Source organism: Halomonas litopenaei (genome assembly GCF_017303055.1).
In the GTDB taxonomy this organism is placed as follows: Bacteria; Pseudomonadota; Gammaproteobacteria; order Pseudomonadales; family Halomonadaceae; genus Halomonas; species Halomonas litopenaei_A.
This window is the reverse complement of the sequence record NZ_JAEKJT010000001.1, coordinates 749,821-770,205: the sequence shown is the minus strand read 5'-3', so window position 1 is coordinate 770,205 and position 20,385 is coordinate 749,821. Positions and strand designations below refer to the sequence as shown.

The window sequence follows — 20,385 nt, the reverse complement described above, 5'->3', positions numbered from 1 at the left end:
CCTCCTACTTTTTTTCCTTGAACTGCTGGTAGGTCTCGCGGGCGCGCTCCAGATGTCGTGCCATGGCGGCTCTGGCAGCATCGGGCTGGCGTGACAGGATCGCGTCAAGCACGTCCTGATGCTCCGCCTCCACGCGCTTTAGATAGGTCACGCTGGATTCGGCATTGACTTCGCTGGACGCGAGTTTCGAGCGCGGAATGGCGCTCAGATCCAGCTGTTCCAGCGCCTGGGGGAAAAACGGGTTGTGCGTCGCCTGAGCGATGGCATGGTGAAAGTCGAAATCCTCGTTGCGTGCCTGACTGTGCTGTTGGCGCGCCTTGACGAAGGCTTGGTGAGATTCTTTAAGCCGATCGACATCCGCCAGCTCATGGCGCTCGGCGGCCAATGCCGCCGCCGCAGGCTCAAGGTTCAAGCGCAGTTCAAGCACGTGCAGGATATCTTCTACGGTGGTCGGCCTGATGCGCTTCGCTGGCATGGCTTCTGCGGGCGCCTGGCGAATAACGGTGGTGCCAACCCCACGCCTGGCCTCGACCAGGCCCAGGGATTTCAGATGGGCCACCGCTTCACGGATCACCGTGCGGCTGACGCCAAAGGAGTCGCACAGACCGCTCTCCGTGGGCAGTTTTTCGCCTACAGAGATGGTGCCAGCGGTGATCAACCCCTCCAGTTGGTCAGCCACATTCATGGAAAGGCTGCCCTCACGGGTCAGCTTCTTGACGTTGAGCGGTACCGGTTCCGTTCGGGGTACAGGCTTGGCTGCCATGGTCGATTCCTCTTCAGTGCGCATGCAGGACGCACGTCTTTCCGCAAAGCGTCATTGTAACAGGGTGTTGACGGCGGGTCTTTTAGGCGATCACCGCCGACATTCCTCATTATTTGGTACAGGGTCGCCCGCCTTGGCGATGCGCCACTGTGCCCATTGGTTCAATCATCCGGGTGGCCCTGGGCGGTAAATTTGCCGCCCTGAAAGCGCACGGCAGGGTCGTTCGGGTCCAGGCGCCCTTCCCTTGCCTCCGTCTGGGCTCTCCAGGGCTCCGAGCTGTCCTTGGGTACCCAGCCCAAGAATCCCGCCTCGCGGTTGTCCCACCATTGCTCGGCGTTGTTGGATGCGCCATACACCACGGTATAGCCGAGCTTGGGTGCAACGAAGGCGCGCTCCAATAATGCCACGAAGTCGTCGACGCTCATCCAGGTCGCCAGCATTCGAGTGTCGGCCGGTTCTGGAAAGCAGGAGCCGATCCGCACGGCGAGGGTTTCCACCCCGAATTTGTCAAAATACAGACTGGCCAGGTCCTCGCCGAAGCACTTTGACACCCCATACAAAGAGTCCGGTTTGTGCGGAACCCGGGCATCCAGACGTTCGGTGCGTGGATAGAAGCCGATGGCATGATTGGAGCTGGCGAAGACAATGCGCGAGCACTGCTGCTGCCGAGCCGCCTCGTAGAGATGATAGGTACCCATGATGTTGGCGGGCAGAATCTCCTGCCAGGAGCGCTCTACCGAAACGCCACCGAGGTGAAGAATGCCGTCGCAGCCGTCGACCAGGCGCATGACCGCAGCACCATCAGCGAGGTCTGCCCGCACGACTTCCTCGTTATCTGCCGTTGACCCGCCTGGTAGTTCCGCCACGTCGGACAGCCGAACGTGGCGAGCAAGACGGCCCAGGTGCGGTCGCAGGGCCTGGCCCAGTCCACCCGCTGCGCCGGTTACCAGTAGTCGATTCAGCATGTCAGTCTCCTTGATCTGTACGCCCGTTGAATGTCTCGACGGTTATCTCAATCCCGGCCAGGCTGAGCGTGCTGATGCTCATGCCCATTCACGGCCCGGTCCATCCACCGTTACTCTGCCGACAAGCCTGTTCTCAAGCATTCAGCTGGCAAACCCATACAGCGTGGCCGGGTTATCGACCAGGATCTTCTGACGTTGCGCTTGTGTTGCCCAGCTCAACAGAATATCCAGCTGGTCAGGGTCGTCCGGGTATTGCTCCCGTGGCACGCCGACATGTGGCCAGTTGCTGCCCCACAGGATTCGCTCTGGCGCGTGGGCGATCACCCTTCGAGCAATCGCGCCCACGTCCTCGTAGTGGGGTCCTCCGGTCACGCTCGATTCGTAGCCGGCGCAGATCTTGAACCAGGCATTGCCCCGATCCAGCAATCGCAGAATCGCGTCTACGCGGCGGTCATCAGCGGGAACTGGATCCATGAACTTGCCGATGTGGTCAATGATGTACGGGCAGTCGATGCCTTGTAAGGTTGGCAAGTGCTGGTCCAGCTCTCGGCCATTGAATTGCACCATCAAGTGCCAACCTAGTGGACGGATCAGCGGCTCGATCTGCTTGAGTTGAGCGATCGGCACGGCGCCACCGGGCAAGTTCATGATCCTGGCACCACGGATGCCTCGCGCGTGCCACTGCTCCAGAGTGCTCATCGAGGTATCGGGGGCCACCACGGCCACACCACGGGCACTATCAAGGCCGAGCTGGTCGAGGGAGCTCAGCAAGGCGCCATTGTCGAACTGGTAAGCGTTGGACTGGGTGACGACCACACGGTCCAGCCCCATCCAGCGTTGATAGCGACGCAAGTCGTCGACCGTCGCCAGTTCCTTGATCGGCGGTCCGCCTGGCTGAGCTTCAAAGCCCTCGAGATACAGGTGCACGTGACAGTCGGTAGCACCTGCCGGGGCTACCAGCCGAGGGTGGCGTCCTTCGAGTGGACGGGTATTGGCCGGAATCACAGGTTTGTCTCCTTGAGGGCGAAACGTGTCAGGGCGTCGCGATCGATGTCGATGCCAAGCCCAGGACCATCGGGGATCGACACCCAGCCGGCATCATGCTCCAAAGGCTTAAGCACCACGGCTTGCCGAAAGGGGTTGTGGGTACGGTCAAACTCCATGATGGGCTCGATAGGCTCGCGTCTCGGTGGGTTGGGTGGCAGCGCGGCCATGGCCTGAAGGCTGGCGGCAATACACACCGCAGTACCCCACACATGGGGAATCAACCGCACGCCGTGCAGCGCGGCCATGTCCACCACCCGGCGCATTTCGGTGAAGCCCCCTACCCCACAAATATCCGGCTGGCAGATGTCGATGGCCCGACTGGCGAGCGGCTCTTGCATGGCATAGCGGCCGTGCCAGTTTTCACCACTTGCCACCGGCAGCGGCTGACCTTCACGCACCGCGCGATAGGTCGCTATCTGCTCCGGCAGTACCGGCTCCTCGAACCAGTCCACCCCGAAGGCCGCCGCCTGACGTCCCACTTCAAGTGCTTCGAGCAGATCGTAACCGTGGTTGGCGTCGATCATCAGGCGACGCCGAGGACCGATGGCTTCCCGCACCGCAGCGATGACCCGCAGGTCCTCTTCGACGTTGAAGCCAATCTTGATCTTGACCCCGTTAAAGCCTTCCGCCGCATAGCCGGCGACCTCTGCCGCGATATCGCTGACGCGATCGACGCCGTCACGGCGAAAGGATCCAGTGGCGTAGGCCTCTACACGCTCTCTGAAGCGGCCTCCCAGCAACTCGGCAATGCTGGCCCCATAGTGCTTGCCCTTGATATCCCACAAGGCGATGTCGATGCCGCTGAGCGCGGTCATGGTCAGTCCACGCTGGCCTTGATCGCGCAACCGGTTGTACAGCTCGAGCCAGCGCTTTTCATGCTCGAGGGGGTTGGTGCCGATGAGGGACGAAGCATAGGTGGCCACCACCCCCGCGTTGGCCTGGGCGGGCCCCAGGCATTCGCCCCACCCCACGGTGCCATCCTCACAGGTGATCTCGACCAGGCAGTGCTGGCGGCGCTCGAAGCGCATGGAGGCACTTTCGAAGGCCTGGTCAAGAGGATGATCCAGTAGATGGGTCTGTACCTTGGCTATCTTCATGGGCGATGCTCCGACGTCTTCTGCAGTGGGTCTAGGGGCGTTCATTGCAGCCAGTTGGGTAGCGCCATGGACAGTGCCGGTACATAGGTCACCAGCATCAGCGCAGCAAACAACGCCAGATAGAACGGCCAGATGGTACGTACGGTCTGCTCGATCTTGATCTTGCCCACCACACTGCCGACGAATAGACAGGCGCCTACCGGTGGCGTGCACAGGCCGAGGCCAAGGTTCATCATCATCATGATGCCGAACTGGATCGGATCCATGCCGAACTGGGTGGCGATGGGCAGAAAAATCGGTGTACAGATCAAAATCAGTGCGGCCATGTCCATGATCATGCCCAGAGCCAGCAGGATCAGGTTGAGCATCAGCAGAATGGCGATGGGATTGTCACTGATGCCCAGCAGCGCCTCGGTGAGCAGCTCCGGCACGCTGTACAGTGCGAGCAGATAGGAAAAGGCTGACGCGCAGCCCACCAGAATCATCACCAGCGCGGTGGTTCGCACCGACTGGTAGACAGCCTGCTTGAACGAGGCCCAGTTGAGCTCGCGATAGACCAGTGCGGTGATGACGATGGCGTAGATCGCACCGAAGGCACCGGACTCGGTCACCGTCAGCACTCCGGAGAGTACGCCGCCGACGATGATCACCGCCGTCAGAAGTCCTGGCAGTGCCGCCGCAAGGCTGACCACCAGCGCCTGCCAGCCGGGGAAAGGCTCGCCCTGATACCCTCGTTTCACCGCGACCAGATAGGCAGCCAAGGCCAGTAGCGCGCACATCACGATGCCCGGCACGATGCCCGCCATGAACAGCTGGGTGATGGACAGACCGCCACCGGCTGCCACGGCATACAGAATCATGTTGTGACTGGGGGGGATGACGACGCCGGCCACCGACGAGGTGACGGTGACATTGACCGCATAGTCTGCGTCATAGCCCTTTTCCTTCATGACCGGAATCAGAATGGAGCCCAGCGCCGAGGTGTCGGCCACCGCAGACCCTGAAATGCCGCCGAACAGCATCGATGAGGTGACGTTAACCACCCCCAGTCCGCCTCGCACACGGCCCACCGCAGCGGAGGCGAGCCTGACCAGACGCTGGGAAATTCCCCCATGCAGCATCAGTTCGCCGGCGAAAATAAAGAACGGAATCGCCAGCAGGGAAAATACCGAGATACCAGAGAGAATCCGCTGGAACGCGACAAACAGTGGTAGGCCCTCGTAGAGGAAGCCGCCTACAGCAGCTAACCCAACCGCAAAGGCAACGGGAGCACCCACCGCAAGCCCGAGTGCGAACAGCCCAAAGACGATCGCCAGTCCCATGTTCAGGTCTCCTGTGTGGATGTCGGGTGGCCAGCGAGACGCCGGACAATGTTGACCAGGGCGAATAGCGACATCAGCACGCCGCAGATCACCAAGGGGGCCGCACGCCAACTTTCAGAAAGCCCGAGCATGGGAATCGGCCGGGCCAGGTTGGTCATCATCAACAGCCAGCCCTGCCACGCCATGAAACCGCCAAAGGCCAGCACAAACAGGTCAGCAAGATGGTGCATCAGCGTCTTTATCGGTCCGGGCATGGCATCCCTGAACAGATCGATGGACAGATGAGCGTTGTGGCGAACCCCCGCTGCGGTGCCAAGGCACGTGATGTACACCACGCACAGCAAGGCGGATTGCTCCACCCAGGTGGGCGTGTCATTGAGGATGTAGCGACCAAACACTAACCAGCCGAAGGTGATGATCAAAAACACCAGCAAGACCCCTGCCACCATGATGCAGCCGTGGGCCAGGCTATCCAGCAGCCGGTCCAGCGTATCCGGCGGCTGCCGCTGATAGCGAATCGAGCGGGATTCAGGCGACGCCGGCGGAAAGGCCCCGCGGCGCGTCGACGTTGACCCTTCCGAGGCGCTGGGTACTGGCTCCGCCGAAGACGATTGATGGGGTGCTTTCACACAGATACCTCCCTGCCGGCCCCATGCAGGGGCCGGCCTAGCCTGATCGCAGAGGAAACACGGCGTCATCGCCCGAGCGCATGAGTTGTTGCGTTGCGCGGTGCTCGAACACCTCACCTATGCCGCATGGGCTCCGACTTCTTCGCTTCCGGAGCCTTGCGTGTCATTGCGCTCGGCTGATGTCGTCAGTGCTTCCTTGGGCTGACGATGTCAGCGCGTCCGTGAGGTTAGTCGGCCTGCGCCGCGCGAATGTCATCGACCAGAGATGCAAGGTCGGGGTTATCGCTCAGGAAGCCGTCATAGACCGGTTCCATCAGCGTCTGGAAGGCCGTCTTGTCGGGCACTTCATTGATTTCGACGCCGGCATCAAGCGCCTTTTGACGGCTGGCCTCGGTGCGCTGGGCCCACAGCTCCCGTTGCTCGCTGGTGGCGATCGCCGCTGCCTCCCTGATGGCCGCTTGATCGTCGGCCGAGAGCTGCTCCCAGCTACTTCTGGCCACGCACAGGCACTCTGGAATCACCAGGTGATTGGTCAGCGAGTAATAGCGGGCTACCTCGTAGTGACCGCTGGACTCATAGGAGGGGAAATTGTTTTCCGCACCATCGATTACACCCGTGGTCAGCGACTGATAGACCTCCCCGTAGGCCATCGGCGTGGCATTACCGCCAAGAGCGTCGATCATCTCCACGTACAGGTCGTTGTTCATCACCCGCACCTTCATGCCCTTGACATCATCAGGGGTCTGCACCGGATGATCGGTGTTGTAGAGGCTGCGTGATCCGGCGCCAAACCAGCCAATAGCGATCAAGCCTTGCTCTTCCATGGCAGCAGCGAAGCGGTCACCGATCTCGCCGTCCATCAGCTCATACATGGCCTCTTCGCTTTCAAAGATGAACGGCAGTGACAGCACATTGGCCGCAGGCACCATGGGCCCCATCGGTCCCATGTTGAAATTGCCGAAGTCCAGCGCTCCATTGCGCGTCTGCTCTATGGCGTCGGGCTGATCTCCCAATACGGCATTGTGGTAGACCTTGGGGGTGATCCTGCCGTCGGTCTTGTCATCGACCTGCTTGGCAAAGGTCTCGAGCGCAATGCTATTGGGATACTCCGGTGGGTGAATGTTCCATCCCCGCCACTGTTCCGCCATGGCGGGGGTAGCAACAAGTCCCACGCTGGCAGTAACGGCAGCAAGAATGGCGGCGTTGGTGGCATGACGTGCAGAAGACATGGCGAGACCTCGTATCGACGTTATTGCTGTTGTTGTCATCTCTGGCCCGGAGGAATGCCCCTACCCTGCGGCCCTCCGTCCGGCGCCAGGCTCACACCTGACGTTGTTATATTATGTATGACAAAGTAGTGTCTTGAGCATCCAGATCGCAAGTCGCAAATAACATCTTTTGACTAAAGTGCAAGGTCTTCCCGTGAGCCAGCAACGGGACATATGAGCGCGAGTGTTATCTCGGCGAGTTACGGAGCCTCGGCGAGTCCAAGCTGCAGCGCGCCGATGCCAGACACCACCAGTGACCTTTGGTGGGCAGCGGAAACACGCAAGGTGTCAATAGTTGTAAATCCGCAATTCCAGAGCCGATATGGGCACGGCCTGGCCTGAGCCTGGCGCTCGCAAGCAGGAGCGCCCTGGTGTCATGTGGTGCTCGGTAAGTGACGCGGCTATCACCATTGGCATGTGCGCTAGTTTCTGGACCGAAGCGTGTCTCAAGCAGCCTTCCAGCCCTGCTCAAGGGCTCTAGAAGGCCCAGGCGGCGGACAAGGAGACCGTGTCGCCGTCAAAGCGATTTTCCGAGGACACGTCGTGAAGCCACTTGCCGATCAGCGTGACCGGTGTCTGCCCCAGGGAGACACTCTTCATGAAGGCCGGCCCCACCCCTGCTCCGCTGCTGCGGAAGCCATCATCCAGACGGTCGGGCACCGGCCCGGAGTCCGACTCCAGCTGCTCGTAGACATAACCGGCTACGCCAAGGCCGAAACCCGGCGTCACATATTTGGCGGCCAACACATCCAGGTGAAATTCGTCCCCGGTCGTATAATCGGTGGCATCGTTCTCGAAGTTGAACAGGATGCCAGCCGTCAGTGACAGGTCCCAGCCGCTTGCCGGTAGCCAGCTATAGGTGATTGTCGGGTCGATGGCCCAGTAGTGGCGCCCCAGATTGATGCGATCATCTTCGTCGTAGCGTCCCACCGGAATATTCACTCCCACCGCTGCGGTGGTGTGATGCGCGCCGTTGGCCCAATTCAACGCAATGGGCACCAGGTACGGGTCACCGAAGCCATCATTGCTGCCCGTGCTGAAGCGCTCTTGCCCGGCAAATTCGGCGTTGAGATCTACGCTGACATCAAACACATAGGGAATGTTGATGCCAGCAATGTAGGTAGCCCCCAGCCATTCCACGTCTGTGACCCAGGTAAGCTTCAGCAGGTTGAACCACAGGGTCTGCTCAAGGCCCGCATCCAGTCTACCGCCCAAAGGTCTGGCACCGATCTCCCCTTCGTAACGCACCAGATCATTGCGCGCGTAGACGCCGGGCGGCGGAGCAAGCCCGGCAGCAAAATCGTTATAGGCCCCGGGAACATAGATACTGCTTGCGCCCTCTGAGGCGTGGGCGGAGGCCGTGATCGAAAGGAGCAACGGGGCTGCGAACACCGATAGCCAAGGACGGGACGGGCGCCCTTCCAGGCGGGGGTAGCGGTAGTCGGCAGCAAGACAACGGGCAGGCATGGTCAGCGCTTCCATCAGATGGTGTGAAGCAAAGTATAGGGGGGCTGCCCAACTTTTTGGCACAATTTGCAAATTGCCTGACGTAGCGACGGATCCAACGAGACGTCGTGGCCGAATTGGCAGCGACGTCAGTGACGGCGTCTTGTTTCAATCTGCGCCAACGTTGGGATCTCAAAACGACAGCGGCGCCCACCAGGGGCGCCGCTGTTGTGCTTGGCTGTTATGGCCATCACACCGTTCAGTCATCGGCCGGAGCGTAGGAGCCATCCTCGCGATGCACTTCCTTGCCGGTCAGTCCTGGTGTGAAGACACAGGCCAGGTGCATGGTCTTGCTGGCCCGCAGCAGGTGCTCGTCATGCTGGTCCAGGATATAGATATCACCTGGCTTGATCGGCCAGATCTTGCCGTCGGCCAGAGTCTCGACCTCACCTTCACCCTCGATGCAGTAGACCGCCTCGAAGTGATGCTTGTAATGGATGTGAGTCTCGGTGCCTTCGAAGATACGCGTGATATGGAACGAGCACTGACCGCCATCATCGGCGAGCATCAGTCGGGTGCTGTCCCAGTTACCGTTTTCTGCCTTGACCAGGCGATCGGTTTGACGTGCTTCTTCCAAGTTACGAACGATCATTGAACACTCCATTGTCAGGGGGTTTCGACAGGCCATGGTGCACCATCCCTCGGGACGTTGGTGCCACCATGACCCTCGATCTTATCAGGCCGTGGCTATCTCTGGGCTAAGCCAGGATGAGCCGGTCCTGAGGATCTCAGCTAAGCGCTTCGTGAGTACTGCGCTCGAGGATATCGAGGCCTTCGAGCAAGTCTTCATCGGTGATGGTCAGCGGGCAGAGGCACTTCACCACTTCACCGTCTTGGCCACTGGTCTCGATGACCAGGCCGTTTTCAAAGGCCTTGGCGGTAATCTTGTCTGCCACCTCACCGTTTTGAACGTCGATGCCACGCATCAGTCCGCGGCCCCGCTCCGACGCGGTGTAACCCTTGTCATTCAGCCAGGCGGCAATCTTCTGGAAGCGTTCCTCGACGATGCGTGCCTTGCGCTGGACATCACGCTCGAAGGTATCGTCGCTCCAGTACTTGCGCATGGCCGCTGCAGCGGTCACGAAGGCCAGGTTGAAGCCACGGAAGGTACCGTTGTACTGGCCGGGCTTCCACTTGTCGAGTTCGGGACGCATCAAGACGTGGGCAAACGGCAGGCCGAACGCGGACAGCGACTTGGAGTTGGTCACGATGTCCGGTGTGATGCCCGCGTGTTCGAAGCTGAAGAACTTGCCGGTGCGGCCGCAGCCCGCCTGGATATCATCAATGATCAAGAGGATATCGTGGTCGCGGCAAATCTTTTCGAGTCGCTTGAGCCAATCGAGCCCGGCGACATTGATACCGCCCTCCCCCTGAACGGTTTCCACAATCACGCCCGCAGGCACGTCCAGGCCGCCGGACTTGTCACCCAGGAGCTTTTCAAAGTAATCCAGCGTATCTGTCTCGCTGCCCATGTAGCCATCAAACGGCAGGAAGGATGCGCCCTGGGTCGGGATGCCGCCGGTGGCTTCACGGAACTTGCGATTACCGGTGGTGGCAAGCGCCCCCATGGTGACGCCGTGGAAGCCATTGGTGAAGGTCACGATGTTGTGACGTCCCTTGGCCACGCGGGCCAGACGAATGGCCGCTTCCACCGCATTGGTGCCGGTCGGACCAGGAAGGTGGACCTTGTAGTCAAGACCACGCGGCTTGAGGATCACCTCTTCGAGGGTCTCGAGATAGTCGCGCTTGGCGGCCGTCCAGAAGTCGAGACCGTGAATGATGCCGTCGGTGGCCAGGTAGTCGACCAGCGCCTGCTTGAGGTGCGGGTTGTTATGCCCGTAGTTGAGGGTACCTGCACCGGCAAGAAAGTCGATGTACTCGCGACCGGTCTCGTCTGTCAGGCGAGCATTCTGCGCCTTGGTGAAGACGACCGGAAAGGAGCGAGAATAGGTACGAACGTCGGATTCCATGCGTTCGAGGATCTGGGTCTGCATTGGTGACCTCCTGTCGGGTTCGTAAGCAGTGAATCTGAATGAGGAGAGAATGGCGAAGCGTCGGTACACGCCTCGCCATCAAGTGATGGAGCTAGATACGTGTGGTATCGAACGGACCGATGCGCACGAGGTTTTCGGGATCGTGCTCACCACCTAGCTGATCAGTGGAGAAATACTCGCGACTGTTAAGCGGGGCCTGCCAGCGATCTGCCAAGCGTCGAAACAATCCCCACGAGGCCTGGTTATCAGGCGTGATGGTGGTCTCGAGGTGGTGTACCTCGGTGAATTCTGGTCGCGTCAGAATGGCCTCGACCAAGCGCCTTGCAAGTCCGGTTCCGCGGGCCTGCTCGCCCACCGCTACCTGCCATAGGAAGTAGGTGTCCGGGGCATTGCTTTTCACGTAGCCAGAAACGAAGCCGACGATCTCCCCTTCCTCGTTGGTGGCAACCGCACAGCTGTCACGGAACTGGGTCGCCAGCAGCAGATAGGCATAGGCGGAATTGACGTCCAGCGGGGGGCACGACTTGACCAGCTCGTAAATCCCCCAGCCGTCTTCGGGATTGGACTTGCGAATAAACAGCGGCGCCTCTTCGTGCCCGACCACTGCATCTGCCACGGTGGGCTTGGCGAGGTCGGCGGAAGGTGTGAAGGGCTCAGTGCTTGCAGTCATGTTCGTTATGCTTCGCTGTAGCGAATTTGGACAGCCATTATAACAGTCGATTATGACATTTCAAAATCTGGATTATTCTTAAGCCTCAGAATCATAACAAAATGTTATGCGAGCACCGTAGCGCCCGTGGTTGGGCGCCTTGGTACCGGCAGTAGCCGCCAACGCTTGCCAGCGACTCGAATGTCAGCCCAGGCCCCCGTTCTTGAGGTGCGTATCGACACTCCTGGATCATGAAATACGTACCTCAATGAGTATAGAAGGCGCTTGACGAACGGCCAGCTTCCGTTTTTCTCATCGCCTCAGCAACGCCAACTGCTGTGAAATCCGCCACAACCTGTCACTAACTTCGCGGATTCGCGCTCCCACTATGGGCAATGTCTGAAAGTGCGCAGCTCCTCGCTGCGTCACGGTTTCACAATGCTTAGGATCCTTCTCATCCAGGGCCTCGTGTCTATGGCTCCGTGTTTATAGCCCCGTGTCTATGGCCCCGTGCGCTGTCAGGGAGGATCTCGCATGCCGTTGTTGTCGCGTTCATGTCGCTTGGGAAATGTCCACTGGGTGGGCTGTGTCCTCGTAAATGACGGCAAGACGGGAGGGCACTGACATGTGGATACCTCCTTCCTCCGGTCAGCCGCCTTCTGGCACTTCCGATAACTCTGACGCTTCTGACCAGCCTGGCACGAATGCCCCGCCCTCCCCCCGCCGCTTGCATGAGCTGTTGGCTGCCTTTGATGTCCCTCTGACCCAGGACCACCGGCTGCTCAAGCTTCAGCTATCCGGCCATTCCTCATCCCGCCACGCCCTGATTCCCCATCGCCTGGTCGGGGAGGAAATGCTGTCGCGACCCTATCGCTATCGTCTGGACGTGATCGCCCAGCGTGGTGATATCGAACTCAAGTCGTTGATCGCTCAACCCGCCACGCTGGAGATTCGCCAGGCCGACGGGAGTTACCGCCAGCTTTCCGGGCTGGTGGAATCCGCCGCCCTGCTCGGTGAAGACGGCGGCGTCTTCTACTATCAGCTCGAGCTGGTGCCCTGGCTTGCCATGCTCAGCCTTGGCCGCGACAGCCGCATCTTTCAGGACAAGACGGTGGTCGAGATCATCGAAGCGGTGTTCGACGGCCACACTGAGGCCAAGGGGGGATATCGCTTCGACCTGCGCCGGGACTACCCCGCCCGCAGCTATTGCGTGCAGTACCGGGAGAGCGACTACCACTTCGTCAATCGCCTGATGGAACAGGAAGGACTGTTCTACTATTTCGAGCACCACCCCTTCACCAATGCGTCCTCCGACAGCGCCAGGGGCGCAGGCGAGGTCAGCCACCGCCTGGTGATCACCGACGATGTGATGACCTGTCCCGCCGTCGCCCCCCAGACCATTCGCTTTCATCGCCAGGCAGCGACCGAGGCCGAGGACGCCATCACCCAGTGGGGCGGCACGCGGGTCCAGCAGCCGACGCGGGTCAGCCTGACCACCTTCGACTACAAGCACCCGCGGCGCGATACCACCACCACTCAGCACACCATCCGCGCCCAGGGTAACCTGCCTCCTACCGAGGTCTATGACGTTCCCGGCGAGTACTACTATGCGGACCATGATCGGGGTGAGCGTCTTGGCGCCAACCGCCTCGAGGCACTGGAATCCCGCGCCAAGCGCTTCTTTGGTGCCGGTGGCGCCCGCCAGCTGCAGGTCGGCGGCCATTTCACCCTGACCCAGCACCACCAGCATGACCGGGGCGATGCCAGCGAACGCGAGTTTCTAGTGCTGGCGCTGAAGCTGTACGCCGAGAACGCCCTGCCGGTGTCGGCTCACCTCTCTACCCTGCCGGGCAGTTTGCAGCAGGAGCTGACGGACGCCCGTCGCGCCCACGGCCTGGATCACGCGATTGATGGCCAGAGTCTTCACCAGGGTGACTATCAGCGCGCCGGGACCGGCCACTTTCTGGTCGACTTCGAGGCCCAGCGGCGGCTCCTGCCCTACCGCTCGACCCTTGACCACCCCCGGCCCATCGTGGGTGGCCCCCAAACTGCCATCGTGGTGGGCCCCGAAGGGGAAGAGATCCACACCGACCGTCTCAACCGGGTCAAGGTGCAGTTTCATTGGGATCGCGAAGGCGCCCATAACGCCCAGTCGAGCTGCTGGCTGCGCGTCGCCTCACCCAATGCCAGCGCGGGCTGGGGCGGGGTGTTCGTACCGCGCATCGGTCAGGAGGTCATTGTCGACTTCCTCGAGGGTGACCCGGATCGCCCGCTGATCACCGGACGCCTCTACAACGGTGACGAGCGACCCGAGTGGCACTCCAACGGCCTGCTGTCCGGCCTCAAGTCGAAGACCTATCGCGGTGGCAAGTACAACGAGCTGGTGTTTGACGACGCCACCGATCAGGAGCGGGTACGGCTCAATTCCGAACATGCCAAGAGTCAGCTCAACCTGGGCTATCTGATTCACCAGCAGGGCAATACGCGGGGCGACTTTCGCGGTACCGGCTTTGAGCTGCGCACCGACGCCTATGGCGCCGTACGTGCCAACGAGGGCCTGCTGCTGACCAGTTGGGGCCAGCTCGGGGCTGGCGGTGAACAGCTCGACCTGCCACCGGCCTGGCGTGAACTGCAAGCCGCCTGGCAGCTTGCCGATACGCTGAGTGACAGTGCCGTCGACCACCAGGCCGAACCGCTGGCGAGCCTCAATGACCTGCACAAGGCCAGCGACGACGCCCAGGGGCGCCACGGTCGCCCCGCCAGCACTGCCGCCAGACACCGCTTCGATGGCAGCAGCGCCCAGAGTGCAAGCCAAGGCGGCCAGGGTGAGGCCGGCAGCCTCAAGGCGCCCTGGTTGCACCTGGCCTCCCCTGCCGGTATCGCCGCCAGCACGCCGCAGTCGACGCACCTGGTGCAGGGCAAGTCGCTCAGCGTGACCAGCGGTGAAGACATCAACCTGGCCACCGGGCGTAGCCTGATCGGCTCGCTGTCCGAGAAGCTCTCGCTGTTTGTCCAGCGCGCCGGCATCAAGCTGTTCGCCGCCCAGGGCAAGGTCGATGTCCAGGCCCAGTCTGACGAGATGGCCCTGACCGCCGAGAAGAAGGTCACCATCACCTCCACCGAGGATGCCGTTCACATCGCCGCCGCCGAAGAGATTCTGCTCACCAGCGGCGGGGGCTATATCCGCCTTAAGGGCGGCGATATCGAGATTCATGCGCCGGGGCTGATCGACGTCAAGGGCGGGCAGCACCTGCTTGGGGGGCCCGCGAGTCTGAGCTACCCCTTGGCCAACCTGCCCGTGACCGAGCCCACCAATCTGGAGCTTGAACACCTGTACGGCAACGGCCAGCCGGTTCCCGGAGCGCGCTATCGCGCCATTCTCGCTGATGGCTCGATCCGCCATGGCGTACTTGATGCTGCTGGCAAGGCGACCCTCACCGGCGTCCCCACAGGAGCCGTTCAGGTCGAGTACTTCCAAGACCCGAGGGATATCGAGAAGCGGCCCCAGGCCTGGCCACGCACGCCGCCCGCCAAACCCCGCGTCGACGTGCCGTCAACGGGGCCTGTCGCGTCAGCTAAGGGCAGCCCACGAGGAATGTTCCCCGGCCAGAACAAAGGAACATCAATGTCTCCCCCGGCAGGCCTTTCCTCCCCCGGCGGGCCGGGTCCTTCGCCATCGTCATTACCCTCGTTGCTGGCCTCAGCCGTGACGGCCGGATTACCCCCGTTGAAGGACGTGTTGCCAGATAGTCTCCGACCCCATGAGAGGGACAACTTTATCGGCAAGGTCGTCGACAAGGCCGGGCACCAGCTCGAACAGCGGGCCAAGAAGGCCGTCCTCGAAAAGGCCTTCAACAAGATCCTCAAAGAGGACGACGTTCCCGATGATCTACTCGATGGGGGACTTAAGGACACGCTTCAGGATCGCGCCTCACGGCCAACCGACAGCCCCTTGTCCTCCCCTGGTTGGCCAGGGGGGCCACGCAAAAAAACCTAGTAGATCTGGCCAGTGGATAGCGCTGGGTACGTCAGCGAACTGCCTGGCGACACAGAGATAGTCGCCGCTGGCTGGCCTGGAGACTCCCACCCAAAGAAAGGCGTCCCAGACTGGCCATAAGGATAGCGCTTATAAAGCAGCACATGGACAGGGAAAATTGCGCATGTCGACCCGTAATTTTGATGCCTTAAATGATCTCTATGATCAAGCTGAATCTGCACCAATGCTCCCTAATGAGCGTGAGCTAAGAGAGTATCTCAACAAGAACCGTGTCATTGTTTCCGAAGCATATAGTGAAGGTGAAACCCCTGACGCAGTGATGCTTATGGAGGTTGAGGAGGATAGCATCACCGCGCTAGACGTGCTGATTCAGGCCGCGTATATGCTGCCCGTCGTCGGTAACGTCATGGCCATTGGTGACGTTGCTCGAGATATCGGGAACATCTACGACAACGATACAAGACAGCCTGAAGCGATGCTTTGGGCAGTGCTGGTGATTGATGCCATTGGTCTCGTGCCTGCCGTTGGCAATGCCTCTCGCCCTGTACGCGTGGGCGTTCGCGAAGGCTTGCTGGCCTTTTCCCGCAATGACGGGATAGAGGTCGTCATTGACATCTTCTTCAACTATGCCGCTGGTGAAGCCCTCGATTTTCTGGAAAACCTCGAACCTTGGATCAATGCGCAGAAACCAAAGCTGCTGACTGAGCTTCGCAACCTTATCTTTATACTCCAGCGATATATCCAGAACCCTGTCGGCGCTGCGGAGCAGGCAGGAATTATCGACGACAACCCCGAATGGTGGAATATCCTGGAGAAAGGCAAGCGCATCATCTTTATCGCTTTTGATCGCCTGCTTGAAGCCTTTGGCGACGATCGCCAGCAACTCATCAATTTTCTACATGAGCTTGGCGGCATGGCTGAGCGGCTGATAAACGCTGGTATAGGCGAACTTCTGCCAGTGGTAAGAAGGCTTGCAGAGGCGGCGGTAGACCGTCGTAAAAGAACGGGGGGTGTCCAACACCAGACCACCGCGATTGCCGGCCAGCAAAACACCTCTCGCCGAGGGGCACAAAAAATCCAGACCACCCATGAAGCGTCGACGCCCAGCCGTACCCCGAGCGGCTGTGCCTGTAACTTCAACGCGGTGCTTCCCCGCACGACGACCAACAACCCCATCGACTATGTGATGGGCGATGAGAACCTCTGGCACACCGATTTCAACGTGCCGGGGCTGGTCGATGTCGAGTGGACCCGTTACTACCGCTCCAGCATCGATGAGCTGGATGACAGCGAACTGGGTGCCCGCTGGAGTTCGCCCTTCCACCTGCGTCTGGAAACCGAGGGCGATACCCTCACCTTTATCGACAGCCTGAACCGCGCACTGCCCATCGAGCCCCTGGCGGTGGGAGAGCAGCGTTTCCTGCCCCGCGACAACCTGACCATCGAGCACCCGGACGCCGCCCACTACCTGCTTCACTATCTGGACGGCAGCCAGGAGCGCTATCGCCACATTGCCGAGTCCGGCCGCGGCCAGCGTGCTCACTTCCGCCTGGTGGAGCAACGTCAGCGCGATGGTCGCGCCCTGACGCTGAACTACCACCAGGGTCGGCTCGAATCCATCACGGATGGTGCCGCGCTGGAGCTGCGCTTTAGCTACTCTGAGCAAGGGTTGATGTCCCAGGTCGTGCGCCATTATCCGCAGCCGGAGGCCCTCGGCGGTCAGAGCACACCGGCTCATGAACCCGAGGTCCTGGTCCGCTATACCCACAGTGACGACGGCGACCTGATCGAAAGCCGGGATATCCGCGGCTACACCCGTGAGTACGAGTACCAGCACCATCTGGTCACGCGCTACACCCATCGCGATGGACTGGCCGTCCTGCTGGAGTGGGACTGGCCGGGCAAGGCCGACGGTGCCCTGCCCTCCGCCCATGACGCCCGCTGTATCCGCAATCGTCTGGAAGACGGCAGTGAAGACACCCACTTCGAGTACCACCGGGGCTTGTGGTACACCAAGGTCACCGATGCTGACGGCATCATCACCTACTACCGCTACAACTATCACAACCAGATCGAGTCGATCACTCACCCCTTCAACCCGGAGCTTGGCAGCGAGCACTGGCGCTGGGATGAACACGGTCGCCTCACCCGCCATATCGACGGTGAAGGCCGCACCAGTCACTATCGCTACGATGATAGCGGACGGTTGATCGAGATCACCGATCCCCAGGGCCTGACCACCCGCATCGAGTATGACGCCGATGGCCTGCCCATCAAGGTCACCGAGCCGGATGGTCGCGCACGCCAGATGCGCTTTGATGAGCGCGGTCTGCCGCTGGAGGAGATCGCCCCCAACGGGCGCACCACCACCTTTGAACACGACGAGCGTGGCCTGTTGACGGCCATGACCGACGCCGCCGGCAACACCTACCACTACGCCTGGAACGCCTATGGGCGACTGACCAGCGCGTCGGACTGCTCCCGCAAGACCACTACCTTCGCCTATGACCATCGCGGCCTGCTGACCCAGCGCCGTGATGCCGCTGGCCACGTGACACGCTACACCTGCGACCCGACCGGCCTGGTGCTCAGTGCCCAGCACCCCGATAGTGCCGTGGAGCACTTCAGCTACAACGGTGACGGCCGCTTGACCGAGTACCAGGACCCGACCGGCCAACGTACCCGCTACCGCTACAATGGAAAAGGGCTGCCGATCGAGCGTCTCGATCCCATGGGCCAGCGCTTCACCTACGACTACGACCGCCTGCTGAGGCTTAGCGCGCTGACCAACCATAACGGGGATCGCTGGCAGTTTGTCTATGACGGCGGCGGCAGGCTCATCGAAGAAACCGGCTTCGATGGACGCACCCTGAAGTACCGCTACGACGCCGGTGGCGCGTTGATCGAGCGCGTCGACGGCGACCAGGTGATGACCTTCAAGCGCGACAACCTGGGCCGCGTGCTGGAGCGCAAGACACAGATCGGCCAACAGGCCGAGTTCATCACCCGGTATGGCTATGACCTGCTCGGGCGACTGTCCAGGGCCGCCAATCCGAGCAGTGAGACCCGCTTCCACTTCGACCATGCCGACAACCTGATCGCCGAAGTGCAGCGTCATCAACTGCCGACCGGTGGGGAGTATGCCAGCGTCACCCGGCATACCTACGACGTCCTCGGCCACCGCGAGACCACCACCCTGCCCAACGGCCAGACCCTGGCCTGGCTGCGCTATGGCTCCGGCCATGTGCATGCCATGAGCCTGGATCAGCAGGAACTGATCGCCTTCGAGCGTGACGACCTGCATCGGGATATTCGCCGCCGCCAAGGGGCCCAGGAGATTCACTCGGCGTATGACCCGGTCGGACGCCTGATCGAGCAGCAGATTCGTACGCCCCGCTCTCCCCAGGATCAGCTCCCCCAAGGACATAGCAGAACAGCGCAGGGCCGCACGCTCACCCGCCAGTGGCACTACAGCGCCAATGGCCTGCTCAGCCAGGTGGATGACAGCCTGCGCGGCACCACCCGGTACGGCTACGATCCGTTGGGGCGCCTGCGACAAGCCAGTGCGCCAGGGCTGGAGGAAGTCTTCGCCTTTGATCCGGCCGGCAACCTGATCGACCCACCCGACACTGCGGAGTCTTCAGGTACAGAAACGACGCCTCACCCCACCAGCCCCCACGGTGCCACCCGCTGGTGGAGCGAGCGTCGTCGTGACCATCTGGACGGCGGCACCGAAGAGTTCGTGCGCGTCGGCTATCCCGGAAGCCCCAAGCTCTCCCCGGCCATGGGCAACCTGCTCAAGCGCTACGCGGGCACCCACTACCACTACGACCCACATGGCAACCTGACCCGGCGTATCTCGCCCAATGGTGAGACCTGGCATTATCAGTACGACGCCGAACACCGACTGATCGAGGCCAACCACTACCGTAGCGCCCCTGCAGCAGGCGATGACACCCCACCGATGCTGCGTGCCCACTACGCCTATGATGGGCTGGGACGACGTATCTGGAAGCGAGTCGAGCGGGCCGGCAGCGCCAAGCGCAACCCGTCGGAGCCTGGCTACACCACCCTAGACCACACCACCATTGAGCTAACGGTGTTTACCTGGGATGGAGACCTGCTGATCGGCGAAGAACGCTTCGAAGGCCGAGCACAGACTCCTTTTGACACCGCCCTGTGGTACGTGCCGGGACGCCAGCCGCTGGAGCTAACCTCCGAGAACCCCGAGCGGCCCCACGCCCTGCCGGTGGCCCAATGCCGCTACGAGCTGGTCAACCCAAGCCTCACCCCGGTGTATCAGGCCAACTACCTGTTCGAGCCAGAGAGCTTTATTCCCGCGGCCAAAATCGAGCGACACTATCACGCCGTGCCGGTCACGATGCGCACGGGCACCGACGACACCCTGCTGTATCACGACACCCAACCCGGCGAGCCTACCCTTTACTACCTGCAGACCGACCACCTGGGCACCCCACTGGAACTCACCACCCAAGACGGACAGCTCGCCTGGGTGGGCCAGTACCACGCCTGGGGCAAGCTGCGTCACGCCAGCGACGGCCAGGGCAATGCAGCCCAAACCGACAACCCCTTTCGCTTTCAGGGCCAGTATCACGATGAAGAAACCGGGCTGCACTACAACCGCCATCGGCACTATGATCCAGAGATAGGCCGCTTCACCACCCAGGACCCCATCGGCCTGGCGGGAGGTGATAACCTCTACGTCTACGCCCCCAACCCCACGGGCTGGGTGGATCCGCTGGGGTTGAGTGGCAGAAAGCGTATTACAGCAACTGAGGTTGCAGACGAAGCCAAAATACGTGGACAGTCACGTGGTGCTGCATCAGTTCTTACAGTTGGTGACCATACGTATACTGGAGTGAGCGGTGAAGAAGTAGCTCACACGGGTGAAATGACTGGTGTACTAATGGGAACCCCGAATGGCCAAAGAGAAGATTGGCTCGGAGGCTGTGCAGAAGTCGTCTGTATAGAGAAAGCCCTAAATGAAGGGGTAGATCCTAGAGGGGGAACTATCAGTACTGTCAATATCGGGAGATCTGGGGGAGGACATGGCACGCGTAAGCCAGCTTGTCGCTCTTGCCAAGATACCCTTAGAGAATTTGGAGTCTCAGAAGATGGAAATTAACT

13 protein-coding genes are annotated in these 20,385 nt (G+C 61.0%); 2 read left to right on the top strand and 11 right to left on the bottom strand.

Annotated elements, in window-relative coordinates:
• Positions 1–4 precede the first annotated feature (4 nt).
• The 11 genes from JF545_RS03265 to ectA all read right to left on the bottom strand — a co-directional run bounded on the left by JF545_RS03265 (position 5) and on the right by ectA (position 11,261).
• The gene (locus tag JF545_RS03265) at positions 5–763 is read right to left on the bottom strand and encodes a FadR/GntR family transcriptional regulator (protein WP_206938736.1); all 759 of its coding nucleotides are present in this window, start codon (positions 761–763) and stop codon (positions 5–7) included.
• A gap of 161 nt (positions 764–924) precedes the next feature.
• The gene (locus JF545_RS03260; RefSeq protein WP_206938735.1) at positions 925–1,728 is read right to left on the bottom strand and encodes an NAD-dependent epimerase/dehydratase family protein; all 804 of its coding nucleotides are present in this window, start codon (positions 1,726–1,728) and stop codon (positions 925–927) included.
• 141 nt (positions 1,729–1,869) lie between these two features.
• Positions 1,870–2,733: an amidohydrolase family protein gene (locus JF545_RS03255; protein ID WP_315900676.1), complete on the bottom strand. Its 864-nt coding sequence runs from the start codon at positions 2,731–2,733 to the stop codon at positions 1,870–1,872.
• On the bottom strand, positions 2,730–3,872 hold the full coding sequence (locus tag JF545_RS03250) for a mandelate racemase/muconate lactonizing enzyme family protein (RefSeq protein WP_206938733.1): 1,143 nt from the start codon (positions 3,870–3,872) through the stop codon (positions 2,730–2,732). Before JF545_RS03250 ends, JF545_RS03255 begins: the two co-directional genes overlap by 4 nt.
• Positions 3,873–3,913: 41 nt before the next feature.
• Positions 3,914–5,194 carry a TRAP transporter large permease gene (locus JF545_RS03245; RefSeq protein ID WP_206938731.1) on the bottom strand — a complete coding sequence of 427 codons (1,281 nt, stop codon included), beginning with the start codon at positions 5,192–5,194 and terminating at the stop codon, positions 3,914–3,916.
• A 2-nt stretch (positions 5,195–5,196) separates the two neighbouring features.
• Positions 5,197–5,823 (bottom strand): TRAP transporter small permease, encoded by a 627-nt coding sequence (locus JF545_RS03240; RefSeq protein WP_315900677.1) that lies wholly within the window; start codon positions 5,821–5,823, stop codon positions 5,197–5,199.
• 227 nt (positions 5,824–6,050) lie between these two features.
• Positions 6,051–7,052 (bottom strand): TRAP transporter substrate-binding protein, encoded by a 1,002-nt coding sequence (locus JF545_RS03235; protein ID WP_206938729.1) that lies wholly within the window; start codon positions 7,050–7,052, stop codon positions 6,051–6,053.
• Between the two features lie 516 nt (positions 7,053–7,568).
• Positions 7,569–8,558, bottom strand: a complete 990-nt coding sequence (locus JF545_RS03230; RefSeq protein WP_206938727.1) for a SphA family protein — start codon at positions 8,556–8,558, stop codon at positions 7,569–7,571.
• A gap of 238 nt (positions 8,559–8,796) precedes the next feature.
• Positions 8,797–9,189 (bottom strand): ectoine synthase, encoded by a 393-nt coding sequence (locus JF545_RS03225; protein WP_206938725.1) that lies wholly within the window; start codon positions 9,187–9,189, stop codon positions 8,797–8,799.
• Positions 9,190–9,325: 136 nt separating this feature from the next.
• The gene (gene ectB / locus JF545_RS03220) at positions 9,326–10,591 is read right to left on the bottom strand and encodes a diaminobutyrate--2-oxoglutarate transaminase (protein WP_206938723.1); all 1,266 of its coding nucleotides are present in this window, start codon (positions 10,589–10,591) and stop codon (positions 9,326–9,328) included.
• A gap of 91 nt (positions 10,592–10,682) precedes the next feature.
• Positions 10,683–11,261 (bottom strand): diaminobutyrate acetyltransferase, encoded by a 579-nt coding sequence (ectA, locus tag JF545_RS03215; protein ID WP_206938721.1) that lies wholly within the window; start codon positions 11,259–11,261, stop codon positions 10,683–10,685.
• 604 nt (positions 11,262–11,865) lie between these two features.
• Between ectA and JF545_RS03210 the strand changes: the two genes are divergently transcribed.
• Both JF545_RS03210 and JF545_RS03205 read left to right on the top strand, forming a co-directional pair.
• Positions 11,866–15,237 (top strand): type VI secretion system Vgr family protein, encoded by a 3,372-nt coding sequence (locus tag JF545_RS03210; RefSeq protein WP_206938719.1) that lies wholly within the window; start codon positions 11,866–11,868, stop codon positions 15,235–15,237.
• A gap of 319 nt (positions 15,238–15,556) precedes the next feature.
• Positions 15,557–20,383 (top strand): RHS repeat-associated core domain-containing protein, encoded by a 4,827-nt coding sequence (locus JF545_RS03205; RefSeq protein ID WP_206938711.1) that lies wholly within the window; start codon positions 15,557–15,559, stop codon positions 20,381–20,383.
• Positions 20,384–20,385: the final 2 nt, after the last annotated feature.

Excerpts from the sequence above, each read along its gene's own strand:
- JF545_RS03265 (WP_206938736.1), bottom strand. The coding sequence starts at position 763 with ATGGCAGCCAAGCCTGTACCCCGAACGGAACCGGTACCGCTCAACGTC.
- JF545_RS03260 (WP_206938735.1), bottom strand. The coding sequence starts at position 1,728 with ATGCTGAATCGACTACTGGTAACCGGCGCAGCGGGTGGACTGGGCCAG.
- JF545_RS03250 (WP_206938733.1), bottom strand. The coding sequence starts at position 3,872 with ATGAAGATAGCCAAGGTACAGACCCATCTACTGGATCATCCTCTTGAC.
- JF545_RS03245 (WP_206938731.1), bottom strand. The coding sequence starts at position 5,194 with ATGGGACTGGCGATCGTCTTTGGGCTGTTCGCACTCGGGCTTGCGGTG.
- JF545_RS03235 (WP_206938729.1), bottom strand. The coding sequence starts at position 7,052 with ATGTCTTCTGCACGTCATGCCACCAACGCCGCCATTCTTGCTGCCGTT.
- JF545_RS03230 (WP_206938727.1), bottom strand. The coding sequence starts at position 8,558 with ATGCCTGCCCGTTGTCTTGCTGCCGACTACCGCTACCCCCGCCTGGAA.
- JF545_RS03225 (WP_206938725.1), bottom strand. The coding sequence starts at position 9,189 with ATGATCGTTCGTAACTTGGAAGAAGCACGTCAAACCGATCGCCTGGTC.
- ectB (WP_206938723.1), bottom strand. The coding sequence starts at position 10,591 with ATGCAGACCCAGATCCTCGAACGCATGGAATCCGACGTTCGTACCTAT.
- ectA (WP_206938721.1), bottom strand. The coding sequence starts at position 11,261 with ATGACTGCAAGCACTGAGCCCTTCACACCTTCCGCCGACCTCGCCAAG.
- JF545_RS03210 (WP_206938719.1), top strand. The coding sequence starts at position 11,866 with ATGTGGATACCTCCTTCCTCCGGTCAGCCGCCTTCTGGCACTTCCGAT.
- JF545_RS03205 (WP_206938711.1), top strand. The coding sequence starts at position 15,557 with ATGCTTATGGAGGTTGAGGAGGATAGCATCACCGCGCTAGACGTGCTG.